Genomic DNA, 19,364 nt, shown 5'->3' with positions numbered 1-19,364 from the left:
GCAGGCGGGAATGGCCGGTGCGTCCTGAGGCGTTCTCGCCTGCGAATGCCCTTATGAGGAGAGACATGTCTGACAACAGCACGGCGACCGGCAAGACCCCTGCCGATTTCTGGTTCGACCCGCTCTGCCCCTGGGCCTGGATGACCTCCCGCTGGATGCTGGAGGTGGAGAAGGTCCGTGACGTCGAGGTCCGCTGGCATGTGATGAGCCTCGCCGTTCTCAACGAGGACAAGCTCGACGAGCTGCCGGAGGAGTACCGCGACCTCCTGGAGAACAAGGCCTGGGGCCCGGTACGCGTCGTCATCGCCGCCCAGCAGAAGCACGGCGACGAGATCGTCGGCCCGCTCTACACCGCGCTCGGCACCCGCTTCCACAACCAGGGCGAGGGCCCCACCCGCGAGGCGATCGTGGGCGCGCTCCAGGACGTCGGCCTGCCGGCCGAGCTGGCCGACTTCGCGGACTCGGACGTGTACGACGCCGAGCTGCGCGCCTCCCACAAGGAGGGCATCGACAAGGTCGGCCAGGACGTCGGCACCCCGGTCATCGCCGTCCCGGGCTCGGACGGCGAGCAGATCGCCTTCTTCGGCCCGGTCGTCACGCCCGCCCCGAAGGGCGAGGAGGCGGCGAAGCTGTGGGACGGCACGCTGCTGGTGGCGTCGATCCCCGGCTTCTACGAGATCAAGCGGACCCGGACCCAGGGCCCCATTTTCGACTGATCGCACACGGCGCGCTGCGGGGTCCGGCCACCGTCCGGGCCCCGCACCGCTCCACCTCACGTGTACAGCGCGTCCAGCTTCGGCAGCCGCAGCGCCACCCGCTCCGCGTCGTCGAAGTCGAAGTCCCACTCCGGGTCCAGGCCGGGATAGTCGATCGTGAACGAGTCGTCGGGCATGTCCTCACCCGTCGCAGCCCGATGCGCGTCCCAGGCGATCCCGAGCATCCGCTCGCACTCCATCTCCAGGCCCTCGGGCGCCGCAGCCCTGATCACCGGCAGCTCGGCCAGCGTGTCCGGATCGGCGACGACCCGCTCGAACACCTCACGCCCCTGCGCTATCAGCCAGCCCCGGAAGTAGTCGAAGCCGTCGTCGGAACAGCCCCCGTTGACCGTGTACGCCGCCGCCCAGAGCGGAGCCCGGTAGGAGGCGGCCATCAGGTCCCAGAGAAGCTGCTGCGCGGCTACGATCTCGTTCCGGGGCCGGGCGGCGAGCAACGCGGAGGCCCGCTCGACGACGGCCTCCGCATCCTCTGGGGCGGTGACCTGCGCGCGGGCGTCGTCGATCAGATCCCAGAAATCCGTGGTGTCCATACGGTGCAGCATGCCGGAGGGGTCTGACAGTCTCGGGTGCGGCGAGCTGCCGAGGGGGCTGACGGAAGGGATTCGGGCGGACATGAACGTACGACCGGCACGGCGGTCCGAGGCCGGGATGCTGACCGAGCTGGCCCTGGAATCGAAGGGCCACTGGGGTTACGACGAGGCGTTCCTCGCCGCCTGCCACGACGAACTCACCATGTACCCGGCCGACATCGACCGTCGCCGCACCACGGTCGCCGAGGAGGACGGCCGCGTCCTGGGCTTCACCACCCTGGACGGCACCCCGCCCGAGGGCGCCCTCGGCATGATGTTCGTCGCCCCGGACGCCCTGGGCCGGGGTATCGGCCGGCTCCTCTTCGAGCACACCATGACGGAGGCCCGCCGCCTCGGCTTCGCACGCCTCACCATCGACGCCGACCCGAACGCGGAGCCCTTCTACCTTGCGATGGGCGCGGTACGGATCGGCGCGACCCCGTCGGGCTCGATCCCCGGGCGCGAACTGCCGCTGCTGGAAGTCGGCCTCATGTCAGGCTGACCTCCTGCCGGGGGCCGGGGCAGGGCCATCAGGTGTTCCCGGGGCAGACATACCCGCGTCAGTCCGGCACGATGATCAGCTTGCCGCGTACGTGGCCGCCTTCGCTCTCCCGGTGAGCGTCGGCTGCCTGGGACAGCGAGTACGTCCGTGCCACCGACAGGGTGAGTTCGCCGTTCACGACCAGCGCGGCTGCCTGCTCAAGACGCTCACGGATCGCACCGGCGTCGGCGAACACAAAGCGCACGCCGTGTTCCTCCGCCCGGTGGTCGGCGATGGTGACCACGCGTTCCGGCCCGCCGGTCACGTCGACGAGTGCCGGCAACGAGCCCTTTCCCGCGGTGTCGAATGCCGCGTCCGCGCCGTTCGGCGCGATGGTGCGGATCCGCTCGGCGAGCCCCTCGCCGTAGGTCACGGGCTCGGCGCCGAGCGAACGCAGGTACGCATGGTTGCGCTCGCTCGCCGTACCGATCACGGTCGCGCCGAGATGCCTGGCGATCTGCACGGCCACGGACCCGACACCGCCGGCGGCCCCGTCCACGACCAGAGTCTCCCCGGCCTTCACATCGAGGTCGCAGAGTGCCTGGTATGCCGTGTTGGCGGCCACCGGCAGTCCGGCCGCGATCTCCCAGGGCACGTTTCCGGGCTTTCGCGCAATCTGGGCCGCGGGGGCCAGTACGAACTCGGCGTAGCTGCCGAAGCCGATCGAACCGAAGACCTCTTCACCCGCAGCGAAGTCGGTCACGTCCTTGCCGACGTCCGCGACGACACCGGCTACGTCGCCCCCGGGCACCGCGGGGAACTCCACCGGCATCATGGCCGCGACGGCCCCGCTGCGCAGTTGCCAGTCCAGCGGATTCACCCCGGCAGCCCGGACCTCGACCAGCACCTCCCCAGGACCTGGGCGCGGCACCTCGCGGTCCACAACGTGCAATACCTCGGGTCCGCCGTACTCCGTGAACTGCACAGCGCGATACGTCTTTAACATGTTTTCCTTTGCCCATTCGGGTTTTACCGAGACCGGTCAGGAGCGCGGATGCTCCGCCAGCACGCATCCAAAACTACCGAGCGATGGCCCGACGGGGCACCCGAGTTCACCCCGGACGACCACCACCGGGCGCTGTCCCGTCTCGGGTCCCTGCCGCACAGCAGCAGGAGCCGGTCACGCTCGTCGACCGGCAGAACCCGTGACGTCCACCGCTTCCGAAGTCCCGTGGGGCTCCACGCCATCCACCGCTCCCGCAGCCCGGCGTCCGGCCGCGGCCAGGGTCAGGGTGACCGCGAGGGAGGCCGTCGCCATCACGGTCATCGCCGTTGCCGGGGAGGTCCGCTGGGCGATGGTGCCGGCCAGCGTCGCCGCGACGCCCTGCATGGTGAGCATGCCGGAGGAGTGCAGGCCGAGTGCCTGACCGGTGATCTCGTCCGGGGTCAGGGCCATCAGCCGCTCCTGGAGCAGCAGACTCGCCGAGAAACCGACCGAGGCGAGCGCGGCCAGAGCGAACGCCACGGGCAGCGCCGGTCGCGCGGCGAAGAGCAGATACGGGGCGGCCAGGAGCAACTGCATCGGCATGGCCAGCCGCCCCCGCCAACGCTGTGCGACGAACCGGCCCGCCACGGTGTCCCCGACGAGCATCCCCAGCGCGGCGAAGGCGAAGAGGAGCCCCGCGTGTTCGGGGGCGTACGGGACGAACAGCGACTCGCAGCCGACGATCAGCCCGTTCGGCACCCAGAGCGCGAGATAGACCCGGCGGCGCGGGCCCGAGGACCACAGAACGGCATTGGTCCGCCACGTCTGTGCGACCGACGGCCGCCCGGCGGCGCGCGGCGGACGGCGTGCCAGCCCGAACCGGGCCACGGCCGCACCTGCCAGATACAGGGTGGCGGCGACGAGCAGCGTGCCGCGCGCGGACAACGCCGTCACCAGCAGCCCGCCGAGCGCGAAGCCGCCGATCTGCATCAGGCCGACGCACATGTTCAGTACGGAACGCCCCAGCAGATAGCCGTCCTTGGGCAGCACCTCATTGAGCAGGCCGTACCGCACGCCGCCGCCCACCGCGGCGACCACACCCTCCATCAGGGTGATCGCGAACACCACCGGCAGCGGAAGCCCGGGGACGGCGAGGACGGCGGTGGCCAGCCCGAAGGCGAGCGCCATGCCGGTCATCGCGGCCCGTGGCGGCAGCCGGTCCGCCGCCGACATCAGCACGGTCGCGCCGATCACCTGGGCTAGGGAGGATCCGAACATGGACAGGGCGGCGAGCAGCGGTGAGTCGGTCGCGGCGTAGACGAGGGTGCCGAGGGCCAGTCCGCTCATCGTCGACCCGGCGACCTGTACGGCACTGGTCGCGAACAGCGGTCTGAACTGCGGCGTTCGGAAGAGTTCCCGGTAGGTGCGCATGTGGGGGAGTCTCGGAGGGGGCTCACGGCAACCGTTACTGTTTCGCGCGGAGGCGAAACATCATGGGCCTGTGGCAGATCAACACGGACACGCTCGCGGGGAGCCGGTTCGTCGTCTCGCCGCTCGCCGAGACCATCTCCGCCCTGAACTCCCTGGAGAGGGGACAGCCCGAGCACCCCGGCGAACGGGCCTGGCTCGACGCCCATCTGGCGGCCTACCGTGCATGGCAGGCCGCCGACCCGGTCGCCGCCCTTCTTGTACCGGCGGCGCTCGGCGGCAGCTGGAACGCGGACTTCATCACCCCCACGCCGACGGGCCAGGGCACACCGTCCTTCGAGGAGGAACTGGCCCCCATCCGGGCGACCACGCCCGAGCGCGCCCGAGCAGACCTGGTGGTGTCCCTCGGCGGCGGCCCCCTCCCCGCCCTCCTGGACCGCGACGACCTCGCACAGCGCGCCGCCGACGTACTGGAGTGGGTCTGGCAGCGGACCGTGCTGCCGGACTGGCCGCGCCGCCGCCGGATTATCGAGGCGGACATCGTCGCGCGGACCGGACAGCTGAGCCAGGGCGGCTGGGCCGCCGCCCTGAGCGGCCTGCGCCCGGGAATGCGGTGGCTCGGCGGCAGCCGGCTCCAGATCAACGCCCACGACTATCCGCCGAAGCAACTGGCGGGTGCGCGGCTGCTGTTCGTCCCGGTCACCCAACGCACGGGCTGGGTCTCCTGGGACGACGACGCCGAGCGGTACGCGGTCGTCTACCCCTGCTCGGGCGCCCTGGCCGATGCGGGGCGGGCGCGGGTGCCCGACAGCCTGGGCCGTCTGCTGGGCCCCGCTCGGGCAGCCGTCCTCGTTCTCCTCTCCAGCCCGAAGAGCACCACCCAACTGGTGGCCCTGACCGGCCAGGGGCTGGGGTCGGTGGGCCGCCACCTCAAGGTGTTGCTGGACGCCGGCCTGGCGGGCCGCCGCAGGGCCGGTCGATCGGTCCTGTACTTCCGCACGGAGGCGGGCGACGTGCTGGTGGGGGCCGCCGCGGGTGACTCGTCCGGTCGCGGACGGGACTAGGCTGCGGCGCGGTGTCGGAGGTGTGCGCCGAAGGGTGGCCGGGTGAGCATCGAACTCGCCCTGGAATCAGCGGATACGACGGAGGATCAGGGATGGGGGCCATGGCGGATTCGCGGTGAACGTGGCTACGGGCAAGGCCCGCACGGGGCGCGCGGACCAGTTGATCACGGTGACGCCCGCTCGTGCGGTGTAGGCGTACGGCTCGCCGGCCTTGAGCCGTATGACGGCCTCCCACTGACCGTGGTCGAGCCAGCGGAAGGTGCGTTCGTGGTTTTCCGCGTCGAACCCGGAGAGCAGATGCCGTACGGAGACCCGCATCCAGATCAGCGCCTGCGTCGGGGTGGCGGCCTGCTCGGCCCGTACGAGAAGTCCGTCGACGGTGACCTCGCACCGCCAGGCGGTACTGAGGGGCGGCGTCACTGCAACTCCGCCCGGCCGATGGCGAGATGGACCCAGACGGTCTTGCCGGGGTCACGCGGCCGTACGCCCCACTTTGCGGCGATCGCGTCCACGATGACGAGGCCCCGGCCGGAGAGGTCGTCGAGCGACGGCGTGCGGAGTTCGGGCATCCGCCACTGGTAGGAGTCGGACACCTCCAGGATGAGCGTGCCGTTGCGACGACGTAAGCCCAGCTCGAAGTAGTCGCCGGTCCCCTTGGCGTGGTCGATGACGTTGGTGCTCAACTCGCTGACGATCAGGGCGGTGTCGCCGACGAGCCCGCCGAGTCTCCACTCGGTCAGGACCCTCTCGGCGTGGCGTCGGGCGGCGGGGACGGAGTCCCTGCGGGCCCGGAATCTCTTGATGTGCGTGCGCCCGGACATGGGTCCCCCAAGGTCGGTGGGTGGGCAGGCGGAATTGCGGTCACGTGTCGTGTTCGGCAATGAGCACTGTGTGATGCAAGCCAAGCTAGAGGTGGACTTCAATGGAAGGCAAGTTGCTTACAGATGCAAGCTTGCATTCACTCGTGAGGGTCAACTCGCTAGCGTCTGCGAACAGTTAGTGGGCACACTGGCCCGGAGAGTGAGGGGGGCGTATGCCCGCAGGTGGGAAGCCCACGGTGCGCAGTCGCCGGTTGGGGGCGGCGCTGAAGCGCCTGCGCTTGAACGCGTTGCTTGACCAAGAACATGCTGCTGAGGCGGTGGCGTGCTCAACGGCCAAGATCAGCCGGATCGAGTCCGGGGCGGTCAGCGCGCGGGTGGGCGATGTGCGCATGCTGCTCGACCTCTACGAGGTGGAGGACGCCGAGGAGCGCAAGCTGCTGGAGAAGCTGGCTCGGGACAGCAACAAACGCGGTTGGTGGCTGGATTTCGAGACCGACCAGCCCATGCGCGACATCCTGGGCGACTTTCTTTCGCTGGAGTCCGATGCGACGTACATCCGTACTTGGCAGCCCTTGCTGGTGCCAGGTTTGCTCCAGACCCCGGACTACACGCGAGCCCTGACCGATGCCAGTCCGGACGTCGTCGATGACGCGGCGGCCGACCTGGTTGTCAAAGTGAGGCAGGAGCGGCGTCGGATCTTTGAGGAAAACGGTGCGCGGTTCGCAGCTGTCATCTGGGAGCCGGCAATCACTGGTCCGATGCCCAATCCGGTGGTCCACCGGGAGCAGTTGGCCCATCTCATCAGGATGGCCAAGCAGCCGAACGTGACCATCCAGGTGCTGCCCATCAACGAGTGGACAGCGGCCAGGGTGTCACCATCCTTCGTTGGGCTTTCGTACGCGAACGAGACGTCCCCGGAGGTCGTTGTTCTCGATACGGTGTCCAACTGCGTCATCCTTGAAGATCACGACGTCATGGCTGGCTACGTGCATGCCTTTGACGCGCTCAGGTCCGCCGCTTTTACACCGACCAAGAGTGTCGCCTTCATCCGGACGATCATGAACAGCATTGCCGTAGGGAACGAGGAATCGTGAGCAGCCAGATAATCAGCACCCGTTTCGTGAAGTCGTCGTACTCCTCCGGAGGGCAGGGCTCCGAATGCGTCGAGGTCGCCCACACCGCCGACGGCGGCCGGGCTGTCCGGGACAGCAAGAACTGGGACGGCGGGCTCCAGTTCTACGCCCCCGAGGGGTGGGCCGCTTTCATCGACGGGGTGAAGGCCGGGGTCTTCACGGGCTGAGCCAGTCCGTGACCTCGGCCACGTCCCCGACGGTCACCACGCCCTCGCGGACCACCGCGTTCTTCGCGCCGAAGCTCACCTTGTTCTTGTACTCCGGCTCGCGCCGGTACGTCGCGAGGGTCCGGACCGGTTCCGGGCCCGCGCGGCGGCCGGTCTCCTGGTCGACGAGCGGGACATTGCACCGCATGGCCCGTACCGAGTAGGCGAGTTCCGTCGTACCGAGGGTCATCCGGCGTACCCGGTCCTCGAAGTGCGGCTCGTCGTTGCCGGTCAACACGATGTTGGCGCGGAAGCGGTTCATCGGCACCGGCTCGGCGTCGCCCCGGGCGGCGATGCGGGTGTTGAGGCCGTCCAGGGAGGCCATCGAGGCGACCAGCACCGCGTGGGCGTCGGCGAAGTTGACCTTGCCGGGGGTGTCACCCCAGCCGTCCCGGTCGAAGCCGGGCGCCACCCGTACCAGGCGGGACTTCGCGCCGAGCGCGTCGGAGAACCATTCCGCCGCCGCGTCCCCCTGGTCGGCGGCCGCGCCGAGCGGGCGGTCGAACATGCTGACCTCGCGGCGCGGGCCGTCCCGGTCGACGTCCAGACGCAGCGGCTCCACTCCGTCGGCGGACAGGGCCAACGCTGCCCCGTCGTACAGGACTTCGACCCTGATCGCGGCCATCGAAGGATGCGTACGCTGGCTGCGGAATGAGCCGTCCGCCGCGTCCACGACCATGAACGTCCGGTCGTGCTCAAGACCGGTCGCGCCGACCCGCGCGGAATCGACCGTGATCCCGGCACAGCCCTTGACCGGGTAGTAGGCGAGCTCTCGAACAGTGATCGTCACGATGTCCCCTCCGGGGCAGCCGCTTCGAGGTCCTCGACGCTGCCGGACATGATGGTGCGGATGTGTCGGGTGAGGTGCTCGGTGGGCCAGTCCCACCAGGCGACGGCAAGGAGCCGGGCAACGGTCTCGTCGTCGTACCGGGTACGGATCAGCCTGGCCGGATTGCCGCCGACGATGCCGTAGTCGGGCACGTCGCCGACGACGACCGCGCCGGCGCCGATGATCGCGCCGTGCCCGATCCTTACCCCCGGCATCACCATGGAGTTGTAGCCGAACCAGACGTCGTTGCCGACGACCGTGTCACCCCGGCCCGGCAGCCCGGTCAGCAGATCGAAGTGCTCGGCCCAGGAGCCGCCCATGGTGGGGAACGGGAACGTGGACGGGCCGTCCATCCGGTGGTTGGCGCCGTTCATGATGAACCGCACTCCGGTCCCCAGCGCGCAGAACTTCCCGATGACGAGCTTCTCCGGGCCGTAGTGATACAGCACATTGCGGGTCTCGAACGCGGTCGCGTCGTCGGGATCGTCGTAGTACGAGTAGTCGCCGACCTCGATCAGTTCGGACTTCACCAGGGGCTTCAGTTGAACGACCCGGGGCTGACTCGGCATCGGGTGCAGAACGGTGGGGTCGGCGGGAACGGAACTCATGGCGCCCATCATCGCATTCACCTCGCATGATGTAAGTTTCTTTTGGGAACTCACAAGTGATCGAGAGAGGAACACGCTGTGACGCTGGCGCAATGGGCCGAGGTCGACGACTACTTCAACGGTCTGCTGGTGGGCCCGGACGAAGCTCTGGACGCGGCCGTCGAGGTCAGCGACAAGGCCGGGCTCCCGGCGATCCAGGTCGCCGCCAACCAGGGCAAGCTGCTGAACCTGCTGGCCCGGCTACAGGGGGCGCACACCGTGCTGGAGATCGGCACCCTGGGCGGTTACAGCACCATCTGGCTGGCCCGCGCGCTGCCCGAGGGCGGCAGGCTCGTGACGCTCGAATCCGATCCGGAGTGCGCCGAGGTCGCGCGCGGGAACATCGAGCGCGCCGGTCTGTCGGATGTCGTCGAGATCCGGGTCGGCCGGGCCCTCGACACGCTGCCGGAGCTCGCGGAACAGGGGTGCGGGCCGTTCGACGTCGTGTTCATCGACGCGGACAAGCCGAGCAATCCCGACTACCTGGCCTGGTCGCTGAAGCTGACCCGGCCCGGCAGCCTGATCATCGCCGACAATGTCGTACGCGACGGAGAGGTGGTCGACGGCGGGAGTGGCGACCCGAAGGTGCAGGGTGTGCGCCGGTTCACCGAACTCGTCGCGGCCGACCCGAGGTTGAGCGCGACCGCTCTGCAGACCGTTGGCAGCAAGGGGTACGACGGGCTGATGCTGGCGCTCGTCACCGACGGCCGGTAGTCGAGGGGCGGTGAAAACTCCTTCGACGCGGGTGACGGGGTCCGCCAGAATGAGGCGCATGAGTTTGAACGTGATTGACCCGGTTCGTATCGGTACGGAACAGCTGGCGGGAGGGCGGCTGCTGGGCTGGGCCGAGTGGGGGCCGCTGGACGGGGCGCCGGTGCTGCTGTCGCCCGGTGCGGCCACCAGCAGGCATCTCGGGTTCGGTGCCGATGTGCTGGACGGTCTCGGTGTGCGGGTGATCTCCGTCGACCGCCCCGGTCTGGGGGTCTCCTCGCCTGCGCCGGGGCGTACGTTCGGTGACTTCGTCGACGACATCCGCGCGTTCACCGGTCTGCGCGGCCTGGAGCGGCCCCTGATGGTCGGCAACTCGCAAGGGGCGCCCTTCGCCCTCGCCTGCGCCGCCGCCGGAGTGGTCGGCGCGCTCGCGGTGGTCTCCGGTGCGGACGAGATCGCCGCGCCGTACTTCGCCGACGCGCTGCCGGGGGAGCTGCGGCGCCTCGTCGATCTGGCGGTGTCGGACCCGGCCGCCGCAGAGAAGCTCTTCGCCGGGTTCACCCCGCAGGCGATGTGGGACATGGTCATGTCCGGAAGCCCGGAGTGCGACCTCGCCGTCTATCAACAGCTCGCGTTCGCGGCCGCCTACCGGCGCGCGCTCGACGAAGCCTTCGCGCAGGGGGCCGACGGCTATGCCCGGGACACCGTTCTGGCCATGGGTCACTGGGGCATCGAACTCTCGGACATCGACGTACCGGTGGACCTCTGGTACGGGGAGAAGGACACCGGTCACTCGCCCGACCAGGGGGCCGGCCTGACCTCGCGCATCCCGCGGGCGGTCCGGCACCTGGTGCCGGATGCCGGCGGGGCGGTGCTCTGGACACATGCCGAGCAGGTGCTGAGCACCCTGCTGGGGCGCGCCGCAGGCCGTTGAGGCGTCGGACGCACAGAAGGACCCCCGCCTGTCACGTCCAGGCGAGGGTCCCCCCTTCATCCGCCTGCCCGGTGAAGGTTGAGAAGACGATCACGAGGCAGGACGTTCATGCGCCTCCCGGTCAGGGGGCGAGCAGCAGTACGTCGGCGCGCTTCTTGGCGGCCGCGTAACGCTTCGCCACGTCCTGCCAGTTGACGACGGCCCACATCGCCTCGATGAAGTCGACCTTCTGGTTCTTGTACTGGAGGTAGAAGGCGTGCTCCCAGGCGTCGAAGACCAGGACCGGGACGGAGCCCTGGCCGACATTGCCCTGGTGGTCGTAGACCTGCTCGACGATCAGCCTGCCGCTGACCGGCTCGTACGCGAGGACGCCCCAGCCGGAACCCTGAGTGGTGGCCGCGGCCTTCGTCAGCTGTGACTTGAAACCGGCGAACGAGCCGAACGACTCCGTGATCGCGTCCGCGAGGTCACCGACACCGTCGGCCGCGAGGGGCTCGCCGCCACCGTCGCCGGTCATGTTGTGCCAGTAGATCGAGTGCAGGATGTGGCCGGAGAGATGGAACGCGAGGTTCTTCTGGAGCCCGTTGATCGCTCCCCAGACCCCCTTGTCGCGCGCTTCCTCCAACTGCTCCAGGGTGTCGTTCGCACCCTTCACATAGGCGGCGTGGTGCTTGTCGTGGTGGAGCTCGATGATCTGCGGATTGATGACCGGTTCGAGCGCCGCGTAGTCGTACGGGAGTTCCGGAAGCGTGTACGTGGCCATGTGGTCGAACCCTCCAGCTGCTGTCCTGTTGTTATTGCAACCTATATGCAAGAGCAGGCTAACAGCAGGAGGAGGCGAAGGTGATCAGCCCTTCGGACTAGGACTCGTCTCTCCGGTCAGTCGATGACGGAGCGACGCGGCGCCGCTGCCAGGGCAGAGTCGCATCGAGAGCGGCGGCGAGTTCGGGGATCGTGGGCCTGGTAGCCGGGTCGGGGCGGAGGCAGCTGTCGACGGCCGCGCCGGCGCGTGCAGTGGCGGCGGTTCGCCCTCGCTGCGGCGGCAGCGGCAGCGGGCCTCGCCCTTGGCGGCGGCGGTTGGGTGCTCGGCGCATCCGTCGGCCGTCCGGCCCCGGTCGCGCCCATCGTCTCCCCGGTGCAACCGCACCTGCTCACCGCCCAACTCGCCCACGCGGGCAAGTCGTTCGGGCAGGTCTATCTCTACACCGGGTCCTCGCCCTGGTTGTACATGGCGGTGGACGCCGACGGGCACTCCGGCACCGTCCGCTGCCAGTTGCAGCGGGCCGACGGCTCCATCGTCAAGGTCGGTTCCTTCACCCTCAATGACGACGGCTACGGCTCCTGGGGTGGGCCCTACCTCGCCGGCACAGCACCTGTCACCGGCGTCCGCCTGCTCAACGCGGACGGCTCCCTGCTCGCGAGTGCCACCTTCAACCAGCCTTACAGCTGAGGGGGCGGGTACCGGCCGGCGGTCCGCGTCCTCGGACCGGGAACGAGTGCTCATGCGCGGGCGTGCGTACGGGCCGTGGCGAGCCGGGCCAGATGGTCCGCGTACGCCTTCGCATAGAACACCGCCCGCTCCGGGTCCGGTTCGACGACCGTCGTCGGGGCCGTCCAGGCAGCCGTGTCCAGCTGCGCACCGAAGCGCTGCGCCGCCGCGAGCACCGCGCCCCGCGCACCGACCTCGCCCTCCACGATCCGGACCGGCCGGCCCAGCACATCGGCGAACAGGCGCATCCAGGCAGGGGAGCGGGTGCCGCCGCCGCACAGGGCGAGGGCGCCGGTGAGGCCCGCGGCCTCCAGGCAGTGGCGGGCGGCGAAGCCGATGCCCTCGCAGACCGCGCGGATCAGATCCGCCGGGGTGGTCTCCAGGGACACACCGGTCAGCTCGGCCCGCAGGCGCGGCTCGACGAACGGGGCGCGTTCGCCGGACGGGGCGAAATAGGGGAGCACGCGGACACCGTTCGCGCCGGGCGCAGTGGCGGCGAGGAGCGAGTCGACCTCTGTATGGCGTACGCCGGTGGTGGTCAGGATCCAGTCGAGCGCCGCGGTGCCGACCATCGCGGGCATGGCGCGCAGCCAGTGGCCCGGGCGGTCGGTGGAGATGTGCAGACCCGCCGGCTCGCCGTCCAGATCGAGCCGCTCCGTGGCCACCAGCGCGGCCAGGCAGGTGCCGACGATCAGCAGACCGTCGCCGGGCCGGGTGACGCCCGCGCCCAGGGCGGAGGCCGGCAGATCGTACGGGCCGTTGGATATCCGTACCCCGGAGGGGAGTTCGGCGGTGGCGACCGGATCGCTGACCGGGGCGAGGAGCGCGGCCCGGTGGCCGAGGCCGAGCGCGGCCACGACATCCGAGGAGTACATACGGGTCATCGGGTCCAGGAACGGCATCGACGCATCGGAGACATCCGTGGCCCGGACCCCCGTCAGACGCTGGAACACCATGTCCTTGCAGTACAGGGCGGTCGTCGCCGCGTCGAGCGAGGCCGGGTCGTGACGGTCGAGCCAGGCCAGCACCGGGCCTGGACAGCCCGGGAACATCGCGCTGCCGGTGCGCCGGTAGACGGATCCGAAGACACCGGACGCCAGCCAGGCGTCGACCAGTTCATGGGCTCGGCCGTCCATCCAGGAGATCGCCGTACGCACCGGCCGGCCCGCCGCGTCGACCAGCCAGACGCCGTCGCCCTGACCGGTGAGGCCGGCGAACGCGACCCCGTCGGAGCCCAGCGCGGCCAGGACCTCGCAGACCGCCCCGTACACCTCGTCCATGTCCTGCTCCACGAAACCGCCGCGGATCGTGAGCCCCACGGGGCGGGACTCGACGGCCAGCGTGCGGCCCTGCGGGTCGAAGGCCGCGGCCTTCACCATGGATGTGCCCGCATCGATGCCGATGTACCTCGTCATGGGACAGGCTCCCCTCACAGCGCGTGGGCGAGCGGTTCGCCCCGCACATAGCGCGCCACCTCGGCAGCAGCGATCCGGGCCGCCTTCTGTGCGACCGACCGGCTGGCGCCCGCCACGTGCGGGGTCATCAGCAGATGCGGGGTGCGGAAGAGCCGTGACGTGGGCGGGGGCGGCTCCTGCTCGTACGTGTCGAGTGCCGCGGCCCGCAACTGCCCCGAGTCCAGGGCGTCGCACAGCGCGTCCGTGTCCAGCAGCCCGCCCCGGGCCGCGTTCACGAGGACCGCGCCGCGCGGCAGCTGCGCCAGTTCGCGGGCGCCGATGAGATGCCGGGTCTCCGGGGTGAGCCGGGCGTGCAGGGTGAGGACGCGGGAGCGGTCCAGGAGCGCCTCCAGCGAGGTGGCGCGCATGCCGTGGACGTCGCCGCGCACATACGGGTCGTACACCTCGACCTCGGCGCCGAACGCGGAGAGCACCCGGGCCACCCGGCTGCCCACCGCGCCGTAACCGATCAGGCCGACGGGGGTGTCCTCCAGCTCCAGGCCGCAGTTCTCGTATGTGTAGTGGGAGGCGTCCCAGCGGCCGTCGGCGGCGAGGGAGCGGTGGGCCTCGGGGATGCGGCGCAGGGCGCAGAGCATCAGCCCCACGGCGAACTCGGCGGTCGCCGCCGCATTGCGTCCGGGCGCGAAGCACACCCGCACACCCCGGGCCCGTGCCGCGGCCGCGTTCACATTGACCGGGCCGCCCCGGCAGACCACGACCAGCCGCAGATCGGGTGCGGCGGCCAGGACCCGCTCCGTGAACGGGCCCATCTGTGTCACGCACACCTCGACCCCGCCCAGGGCGCGGATCAGTGCGTCCTCGGCGTCGCTCGCCTCGTCGACCTCGGCGACCTTGCCGAAGGGCTCCAGGGGCCAGGGGAGGGTGAGTTCGGTGAGATGGGGCTCCGGGCCGAGAGCGTGGTGCAGGGCCTCGGCGATCAGGGAGTTGCGGACGAAATGGTCACCGGCGACCAGAATCCTCGTCGCGGGGCGGACCGTCATGGGGCGGGTCATCACAGAGCGTCTCCTGTCCGGGCGTCGAAGACATGGATGTGCCGGGGATCGGCGGTGATGCGTACGGTGTCGTCCCGGTCGAGCCGTACCTCCGGACCGGTCGCGACGACCAGCGGCTTCGTCACCCCGTCGAGCGAGAGCGTGGCGATGCCGGATTCCAGCAGGGGTTCATGGGCGGCGACCCGGGCCCGTACACCCGTGTCGTCCAGGCGCACGTCCTCCGGGCGGATGCCGAGCACCACCGCGCGCCCCGCCGCGGGCCGCTGCGGTACGGGGATGCGCACGGAGTCGGAGAGGCGCACCACGCCCGCCCCGTCGGCCGTCCCCGGCAGCAGATTGATCGCTGGTTCCCCGACGAAGTCGGCGACGAACAGATTCACCGGGGCGTCGTAGATCTCCTCGGGCGTGCCGAGCTGCTGGATCTCGCCGTCCCGCATCACCGCGATCCGGTCGGCGAGCGACAACGCCTCCTCCTGGTCGTGCGTGACGAGGATGGTGGTGTGGCCGCTGTCCCGCTGGATGCGTTTCAACTCACGTCGTGTGGTGTCCCGTTGCGCTGCGTCCAGATGGGAGAGCGGTTCGTCGAGGAGCAGCACGTCGGGGGTGCGGATCAGGGCGCGGGCCAGGGCGACCCGCTGCTTCTGGCCGCTGGAGAGTCCGGCAGGCCGGGCGCCCAGGAGGTCCGTGATCCCGATGCGTTCGGCCATGTCGGCGACCCGGCGGCGGATCTCGGCCCGCCCGTACCGGCGCCGGGCGGAGAGTCCGAAGCCGAGATTCTCCGCGACGGTCAGCGGCGGATACAGGGCGTAGTTCTCGAACGCCACCCCGATGTTGCGCTGTTGGGCCGGGAGCGGCACCACGGACGAGCCGCCGATGAGGATGTCGCCGTCGGTGACCGACTCCAGTCCGGCGATCATCCGCAACGTTGTGGACTTGCCGCAGCCGGACGGGCCGAGCAGCCCCAGCAGTTCGCCGGAGCGCAGCTCGATGTCGATGGAGCGGACGGCTTCGACGGCGGCCCGGCCGCGTCCGGTGTAGGTCTTGCGCAGTGCGCGCAGGGTCAGTTCAGTCACCCGTCATCGCCGCCTCCCGTTCCGGGTTCCCGGCCGGTGCCGCAGACCTCGTAGGGCACCTTGTGCTCGTCGAGTTCGCGCAGTGCCCGGTCGGACGCCCCGTCGTCGACCAGCAGCAGATCGAAGCGGGAGAGCGGGGCGAGCCGGTGCAGGGCCACCCGGCCCAGCTTGGAGTGGTCGAGCAGCAGCACATTGCGGCTCGCCGAGTCGAGCATCGCCCGCTTGACGGAGACGATGTGCTGCTCCTGGTGGTAGGCGTAACCGCCGGACACCGCGGAGGTGGAGGTGAAACAGATGTCGACCTGGAGCGACTGCACCGCCTCCACGCACGAGACGCCGAGGAAGGAGGAGTGCAGCGGATCGAAGTCGCCGCCGAGGCCCATCAGATGGATGCCACGCTCCTGCGACAGCAGGTTGATCGCTTCGAGGAAGTTGGTGACGACGGTCAGCGGAGTGATGGAGCGCAGCCTGCGCGCGATCTCCAGCGTGGACGTCGAATCGTCGAGCATCACCGCCATGCCCGGCTCGATGAGCTGCAGGGCCCGTTCGGCGACGGCGGCCTTCTCGGCGCGCATCGTCTTCAGCCGGTAGGAGACGTTCGACTCGAAGACGCCGGAGGGCTGGGCGGTGACACCGCCGCGGAATTTGCGGACGATGCCCTGTCGTTCCAGCTCGTCCAGATCGCGGTGGATGGTCATCAGACTGACGTCGAAACGCTCCGCCAGTTCGGCGGCGCTCACCTCGCCCTGCGCGAGGACGTACTCGGCTATGGATGCCTGGCGCGGGGCGGGGCCCCGCTGCGGAACGTTGTTCACGTGCTGATCCTTCGTCCTGGACGTGCCGGCCGGTCGGCCTCGAACAGCAGCAGACTCTCAGGCGGTACGGAGAGCCGGACCGGGCGGTCGGGTCTCAGGCCCGCCGCGTCGGCGCGCGGGGCGACGAGGGACAGCTGCTGCCCACCGATCCTGACCGTGACCTCGGTGGCCCGGCCCAGCAGCTCGGTGACGTGAACGGTGCCGGTCAGCTGCAGGGCCGGGCCCTTGCCGGTGCCGGCCGGCTCCACGCCTGAGCCCTCGCCGGGCCCCAGGAGACCGATGTCCCTCGGCCGTACGCCCAGTTGGACCGCGGTGCCCGGCGGTGCGGACACCGTCAGCGGCAGCTCGTACGCCCCGTCCGGCGACCGGAAGTGTCCCTCTGCCGTCACCGTGCCCGGCAGCAGATTGATCCGGGGTCTGCCGAAGGACCGGGCGACGAAGGTGTCGTACGGGCGGTGCCACAGCTCCTCACGGGTGCCGGTCTGCACCATACGGCCGTCCCTGATCACCCCGATCCGGTCCCCGAGCGCCAGCGCCTCCACCGAATCGTGGGTGACGTACAGCGTGGTCGTGCGCCGGACCGAGCCGATCGCCCTCAGTTCCGCGCGCATCGCCTGCCGCAGCTTCGCGTCGAGATGCGACAGCGGCTCGTCGAGCAGGAACGCCCGGGCCGGCCGCACCAGCACCCGGCCGAGCGCCACCCGCTGCCGCTGACCGTTGGAGAGCCGGCCCACCGGACGGTCCAGCAGGGCCCCGATGCCGAGGAGTTCGGCAATATCCCCGATCCGCTCGCGCGCCTCGTGCGCGGGGAGGCGGTGGCGCGGCGAGCGGAGCGGGGACGCGAGATTGTCGTACGCGGTGCGGTGCGGATACAGGGCGTACGACTCGAAGCACATGGCCACGCCCCGGTCGTACGGCTCCACGCCCGCCATGTCCACCCCGCCCAGCTCGACCGCACCGGAGTCCGGCTCCTCCAGGCCCGCGATCGTCTTGAGCGTGGTCGTCTTCCCGGCGCCGGACGGGCCGAGCAGACAGAAGAACTCGCCCTCGGCCACCTCCAGGTCCAGGCCGTCGAGCGCGGTGTTCTTCCCGTACCTCTTGTGCACGGAACGCAGCGCGATGGCTGCGGGGCCGGTCACGACTTCACCGCCCCGAACGACAGGCCGCGCACCAGGTAGCGCTGGATGGTGAGCGCCAGCAGCAGCGGCGGGACCACCGAGACCAGGGCCGCCGCGGCCGTCAGGTTGTACTTGGGCCGGTCGCCGCCGAGGAAGGACAGCGCGCCGACCGTCACCGTCTGCGCGTTCGACGAGGTGAGGATCAGCGGGAAGACGAAGTTGTTCCACGCGAAGATGAACGCCAGCAGCGAGACGGCCGCGATCCCCGGCTTCACCAGTGGCAGCGCGACCTTGAAGAACGCCTGCTTGCGGGTGTAGCCGTCCAGCAGCGCCGCCTGCTCCAGCTCGGGGGAGAGGTCCAAGAAGTACGACCGCATGATCCAGACGATCAGCGGGAGGGTGACCAGCTGCAGCACCCACACCATGCCGGCATATGTATCGAAGAGTCCGAGCTTCTGGTAGAGCACGAACAGCGGGATGATGACGGTGAGTTCGGGCGCGAAGCGGAACGAGAGCAGGGTGAACATCAGGTTCTCCGAGCCGCGGAACCGCCACCGCGCAGCGGCGTACGCGGCGGGCAGCCCGATCACCAGCGACAGCGCGACCGCGCCCACCGACACGACCAGGCTGTTCACGAAGAACCGTACGAACGGCACGCCCTGGTCGTCCCCGGCGCCGAGGACCGTGCGGTAGGAGTCGAAGGTCGGGGTGAACGAGAAGTACGTACTGAACAGCTCGTTCGCCGGCTTCAGCGACAGGATCACCATCCAGGCGACCGGGAACAGCGCGAAGACGAAGTAGAGGATCAGCGCCAGGTCGGCGGCGACGGCGAGCACCCTGCGCTTCATCCCGGCACCTCCGCCGCCCGGTTCTGGATCCGGCCGAGATAGCGCACCAGCACCATCGTGACCAGGTAGACCACGGCCCAGAGCACCACCATGTAGCTGATCCCGAACGAGTAGCGCTGGAAGCGGATCGCCTCCAGATAGGCCCGGATCTGGAGCACCATCGTCGAGTCACCGGGGCCGCCCTCGGTCAGCGCGTAGATGATGTCGAAGACCTTCAGCGAGTCCATGAACCGGAAGATCACGGCCACCAGGACGTACGGCCACAGCATCGGCAGGGTGAGGCGCCGGAAGGTGAACCACCAGCCCGCCCCGTCGACGGCCGCCGCCTCGAAGGGCGAGGCGGGCAGCGAGCGCAGACCGGCCAGCGCGAGGATCGCGACGAACGGTGTGCAGACCCACACGTCCACGGCGATCGACGACAGCAGGGCGCCCGTCGGGGTGTCCGTCCACTGCACACCGCCGAGGCCGAACGGTTGCAGGAGGTGGTTGATGACGCCGACCGACGGCTGGAGCATCAGCTTCCACATGATCGCGGCGATCACCGGCGCGATCATCAGAGGCAGGATCAGGATCTTCTCCAGCACCCGTCCCACGAAGCTCGCCCGGTGCAGCAGCAGGGCCACGGCCACCCCGAGCACCGTCTCGACGGCCGCCGCGCCGACCGCGTACGCCACCGTCACCCGCGCCGAGTCCCAGAACGAGGACTGGGTGAAGATCCGCCGGTAGTTCTCGATGCCCACCAGGTCCGGCTGCGGTCTGCTCGCCGCGAAGTCGAACACCGTGTAGTAGAGGCCGAGCCCGAACGGATAGAGGATGCCGCCGGTCAGCAGCAGCGCGGGCACGATCAGCAGGTACGGCCGCAGCGAGCGGCGCCATGCCGGTACCGCCCGCACCGCCCGCTTCCCGGCCCCCGTGCCCAAGGCCGCCCCGTGGTCGGCCTCCGGCACGGGCGACGCGCGTCCTGACATCG

The 19,364-nt window shown here is 70.0% G+C and carries 23 protein-coding genes; 8 read left to right on the top strand and 15 right to left on the bottom strand.

The features are described from left to right. Positions 1–65: 65 nt before the first annotated feature. Entirely contained in the window at positions 66–716 is a 651-nt protein-coding gene (locus tag ACZ7IB_RS02445; RefSeq protein ID WP_398628760.1) for a mycothiol-dependent nitroreductase Rv2466c family protein, read from the top strand. A gap of 56 nt (positions 717–772) precedes the next feature. Here ACZ7IB_RS02445 and ACZ7IB_RS02440 read toward each other — a convergent pair whose 3' ends face one another. Next, positions 773–1,306, bottom strand: coding sequence for a DUF4240 domain-containing protein (locus ACZ7IB_RS02440; RefSeq protein WP_470908489.1), 534 nt, complete (start codon positions 1,304–1,306; stop codon positions 773–775). Positions 1,307–1,388: 82 nt separating this feature from the next. Here ACZ7IB_RS02440 and ACZ7IB_RS02435 point away from each other — a divergent pair, with 82 nt between their 5' ends. Then, positions 1,389–1,847 carry a GNAT family N-acetyltransferase gene (locus tag ACZ7IB_RS02435; protein ID WP_470908488.1) on the top strand — a complete coding sequence of 153 codons (459 nt, stop codon included), beginning with the start codon at positions 1,389–1,391 and terminating at the stop codon, positions 1,845–1,847. Positions 1,848–1,905: 58 nt separating this feature from the next. On the opposite strand, the gene ACZ7IB_RS02430 is transcribed toward ACZ7IB_RS02435, so the two are convergent. Together ACZ7IB_RS02430 and ACZ7IB_RS02425 are read right to left on the bottom strand one after the other, a co-directional pair. Continuing rightward, a complete protein-coding gene (locus tag ACZ7IB_RS02430; RefSeq protein ID WP_470908487.1) occupies positions 1,906–2,832 on the bottom strand; it encodes an NADP-dependent oxidoreductase in 927 nt (308 codons plus the stop codon). A 174-nt stretch (positions 2,833–3,006) separates the two neighbouring features. After that, positions 3,007–4,242 (bottom strand): MFS transporter, encoded by a 1,236-nt coding sequence (locus ACZ7IB_RS02425; RefSeq protein WP_470908485.1) that lies wholly within the window; start codon positions 4,240–4,242, stop codon positions 3,007–3,009. Between the two features lie 62 nt (positions 4,243–4,304). Here ACZ7IB_RS02425 and ACZ7IB_RS02420 point away from each other — a divergent pair, with 62 nt between their 5' ends. Next, positions 4,305–5,303 (top strand): ArsR/SmtB family transcription factor, encoded by a 999-nt coding sequence (locus ACZ7IB_RS02420; protein WP_470908483.1) that lies wholly within the window; start codon positions 4,305–4,307, stop codon positions 5,301–5,303. Positions 5,304–5,369: 66 nt separating this feature from the next. Here the strand turns inward: ACZ7IB_RS02420 and ACZ7IB_RS02415 are convergent, their stop codons facing one another. Both ACZ7IB_RS02415 and ACZ7IB_RS02410 read right to left on the bottom strand, forming a co-directional pair. Then, positions 5,370–5,723 carry a hypothetical protein gene (locus ACZ7IB_RS02415; protein ID WP_470908481.1) on the bottom strand — a complete coding sequence of 118 codons (354 nt, stop codon included), beginning with the start codon at positions 5,721–5,723 and terminating at the stop codon, positions 5,370–5,372. Next, the gene (locus ACZ7IB_RS02410) at positions 5,720–6,124 is read right to left on the bottom strand and encodes an ATP-binding protein (RefSeq protein ID WP_470908479.1); all 405 of its coding nucleotides are present in this window, start codon (positions 6,122–6,124) and stop codon (positions 5,720–5,722) included. The genes ACZ7IB_RS02415 and ACZ7IB_RS02410 overlap by 4 nt, the downstream gene beginning before the upstream one ends. A 212-nt stretch (positions 6,125–6,336) precedes the next feature. Here ACZ7IB_RS02410 and ACZ7IB_RS02405 point away from each other — a divergent pair, with 212 nt between their 5' ends. Together ACZ7IB_RS02405 and ACZ7IB_RS02400 are read left to right on the top strand one after the other, a co-directional pair. Then, positions 6,337–7,218 carry a helix-turn-helix domain-containing protein gene (locus ACZ7IB_RS02405; protein ID WP_470908478.1) on the top strand — a complete coding sequence of 294 codons (882 nt, stop codon included), beginning with the start codon at positions 6,337–6,339 and terminating at the stop codon, positions 7,216–7,218. Then, the gene (locus tag ACZ7IB_RS02400; protein ID WP_470908476.1) at positions 7,215–7,424 is read left to right on the top strand and encodes a DUF397 domain-containing protein; all 210 of its coding nucleotides are present in this window, start codon (positions 7,215–7,217) and stop codon (positions 7,422–7,424) included. The genes ACZ7IB_RS02405 and ACZ7IB_RS02400 overlap by 4 nt, the downstream gene beginning before the upstream one ends. Here the strand turns inward: ACZ7IB_RS02400 and ACZ7IB_RS02395 are convergent. After that, complete coding sequence (locus ACZ7IB_RS02395; RefSeq protein WP_470908474.1) at positions 7,414–8,253, bottom strand: MOSC domain-containing protein; 840 nt, start codon at positions 8,251–8,253, stop codon at positions 7,414–7,416. The two genes, ACZ7IB_RS02400 and ACZ7IB_RS02395, sit on opposite strands and share 11 nt — an antisense overlap. Then, a complete protein-coding gene (locus ACZ7IB_RS02390) occupies positions 8,250–8,900 on the bottom strand; it encodes a CatB-related O-acetyltransferase (protein ID WP_470908472.1) in 651 nt (216 codons plus the stop codon). Before ACZ7IB_RS02390 ends, ACZ7IB_RS02395 begins: the two co-directional genes overlap by 4 nt. 78 nt (positions 8,901–8,978) lie before the next feature. Between ACZ7IB_RS02390 and ACZ7IB_RS02385 the strand changes: the two genes are divergently transcribed. Both ACZ7IB_RS02385 and ACZ7IB_RS02380 read left to right on the top strand, forming a co-directional pair. Then, on the top strand, positions 8,979–9,653 hold the full coding sequence (locus tag ACZ7IB_RS02385; protein WP_470908470.1) for an O-methyltransferase: 675 nt from the start codon (positions 8,979–8,981) through the stop codon (positions 9,651–9,653). A gap of 58 nt (positions 9,654–9,711) precedes the next feature. Further along, positions 9,712–10,584 (top strand): alpha/beta fold hydrolase, encoded by an 873-nt coding sequence (locus tag ACZ7IB_RS02380; protein WP_470908468.1) that lies wholly within the window; start codon positions 9,712–9,714, stop codon positions 10,582–10,584. Between the two features lie 121 nt (positions 10,585–10,705). On the opposite strand, the gene ACZ7IB_RS02375 is transcribed toward ACZ7IB_RS02380, so the two are convergent. Beyond that, a complete protein-coding gene (locus ACZ7IB_RS02375) occupies positions 10,706–11,347 on the bottom strand; it encodes a superoxide dismutase (RefSeq protein ID WP_470908466.1) in 642 nt (213 codons plus the stop codon). 246 nt (positions 11,348–11,593) lie between these two features. On the opposite strand from ACZ7IB_RS02375, the gene ACZ7IB_RS02370 reads away from it, so the two are divergent. Next, the gene (locus ACZ7IB_RS02370) at positions 11,594–12,034 is read left to right on the top strand and encodes a hypothetical protein (RefSeq protein WP_470908464.1); all 441 of its coding nucleotides are present in this window, start codon (positions 11,594–11,596) and stop codon (positions 12,032–12,034) included. Positions 12,035–12,084: 50 nt separating this feature from the next. On the opposite strand, the gene ACZ7IB_RS02365 is transcribed toward ACZ7IB_RS02370, so the two are convergent. The 7 genes from ACZ7IB_RS02365 to ACZ7IB_RS02335 are packed head-to-tail and all read right to left on the bottom strand — an operon-like array spanning position 12,085 to position 19,362. After that, on the bottom strand, positions 12,085–13,488 hold the full coding sequence (locus ACZ7IB_RS02365; RefSeq protein WP_470908462.1) for an FGGY family carbohydrate kinase: 1,404 nt from the start codon (positions 13,486–13,488) through the stop codon (positions 12,085–12,087). Positions 13,489–13,502: 14 nt separating this feature from the next. Further along, a complete protein-coding gene (locus tag ACZ7IB_RS02360; protein ID WP_470908461.1) occupies positions 13,503–14,540 on the bottom strand; it encodes an NAD(P)-dependent oxidoreductase in 1,038 nt (345 codons plus the stop codon). Next, positions 14,540–15,613, bottom strand: coding sequence for an ABC transporter ATP-binding protein (locus ACZ7IB_RS02355; RefSeq protein WP_470908459.1), 1,074 nt, complete (start codon positions 15,611–15,613; stop codon positions 14,540–14,542). Before ACZ7IB_RS02355 ends, ACZ7IB_RS02360 begins: the two co-directional genes overlap by 1 nt. Next, positions 15,610–16,428 (bottom strand): DeoR/GlpR family DNA-binding transcription regulator, encoded by an 819-nt coding sequence (locus ACZ7IB_RS02350; protein WP_470908458.1) that lies wholly within the window; start codon positions 16,426–16,428, stop codon positions 15,610–15,612. The genes ACZ7IB_RS02355 and ACZ7IB_RS02350 overlap by 4 nt, the downstream gene beginning before the upstream one ends. Continuing rightward, entirely contained in the window at positions 16,425–17,567 is a 1,143-nt protein-coding gene (locus ACZ7IB_RS02345) for an ABC transporter ATP-binding protein (protein WP_470908456.1), read from the bottom strand. Before ACZ7IB_RS02345 ends, ACZ7IB_RS02350 begins: the two co-directional genes overlap by 4 nt. Then, a complete protein-coding gene (locus tag ACZ7IB_RS02340) occupies positions 17,564–18,394 on the bottom strand; it encodes a carbohydrate ABC transporter permease (RefSeq protein WP_470908454.1) in 831 nt (276 codons plus the stop codon). Before ACZ7IB_RS02340 ends, ACZ7IB_RS02345 begins: the two co-directional genes overlap by 4 nt. Then, positions 18,391–19,362 carry a carbohydrate ABC transporter permease gene (locus ACZ7IB_RS02335; protein ID WP_470908452.1) on the bottom strand — a complete coding sequence of 324 codons (972 nt, stop codon included), beginning with the start codon at positions 19,360–19,362 and terminating at the stop codon, positions 18,391–18,393. Before ACZ7IB_RS02335 ends, ACZ7IB_RS02340 begins: the two co-directional genes overlap by 4 nt. Positions 19,363–19,364 lie beyond the last annotated feature (2 nt).

The organism is Streptomyces sp. NPDC037301, from assembly GCF_055602785.1.
Note: the sequence above shows the minus strand (reverse complement) of the source record. Positions and strands in the feature narration are given on the sequence as shown.